This window comes from Oleiphilus sp. HI0123 (assembly GCF_001635315.1).
This window is the reverse complement of the sequence record NZ_LWGE01000256.1, coordinates 1-941: the sequence shown is the minus strand read 5'-3', so window position 1 is coordinate 941 and position 941 is coordinate 1. Positions and strand designations below refer to the sequence as shown.

Below are 941 nucleotides of genomic sequence, written 5' to 3'. Positions count from 1 at the left end.
TTTGCAGCGGCAAGTACCGCCTCATTATCATCAAAGAAAGCTGTTTTTTCTTTATCAAAGGGCCTTGCCTTATGAAGTCGCTGCCAGAAGTCAGACTGTTCTTTAGCCAAGCCATAATCGTGAGAACAAATGATCTCGTCAAAGAAGTCAGCCAAGTCGGTTTGCTCAAGCTTGACACTAATACTACCTTGATGGGCATTGGTAAGGATGGCCATCTCTACAGGCATATTTTTGACGGCTCCCAGGAATTCCTTAACATGAGGTCGATACGCAATTTTATTACTTACTTCTTTCTTTAGTTCCACAATATCGACGTTGAGCGCATCAGACCAGAAATCGAGACAGTACCAGTTTAGGGAACCATGATGTGCTTCGTACATAGCATGAAGCGACTTCACTGCATCGTCATGACTAAGGCTCTTCAGCTCCGTATAACGCTTTGGCAAATATTCTAGCCAAAAGTAGTTATCGAAATGGAGGTCTAGTAGCGTACCGTCCATATCGAAGAAAACTGTTTCTATCTGATTCCAGTCGATCATGAAACTCTCTATACTGTCGTAAAACGGCTATTCTAGCGCTCGGAATCTGTTCACACAAACACTCCTCTAAGAGTTATTAGCCGAAGCCAACTATTTCAACACACTTTATATTGGATATTACAAACCCTCATGAATGAGCTAGTACAACTTTTACCAGATTTAAAGAAAATCGTTATCGATGCGGGCGAGGCTATTCTCGAAGTTTATAACTCCGATTCGCCAATCGAAGTTGAGAACAAGGCCGATGACTCTCCGGTTACCAAAGCTGACCACGCCGCTCATATGGTGATAGACCAAGGCTTAACAAGCTTAGCTCTAAACTACCCTGTTCTTTCTGAAGAAGGTGGTATGCCTCAGTTTTCTGAGCGCTCTTCATGGCAGCGTTATTGGCTGGTTGACCCT

2 protein-coding genes are annotated in these 941 nt (G+C 43.4%); one reads left to right on the top strand and one right to left on the bottom strand.

Annotated features, from left to right (window positions below):
• Nucleotides 1-539 (bottom strand): HAD-IA family hydrolase (locus tag A3761_RS02540; RefSeq protein ID WP_068749736.1); only part of this gene is annotated, 539 nt, incomplete at its 3' end.
• A gap of 129 nt (nucleotides 540-668) precedes the next feature.
• Between A3761_RS02540 and A3761_RS02535 the strand changes: the two genes are divergently transcribed.
• A partial coding sequence (locus A3761_RS02535; RefSeq protein WP_304439572.1) for a 3'(2'),5'-bisphosphate nucleotidase CysQ occupies nucleotides 669-941 on the top strand: 273 nt, incomplete at its 3' end.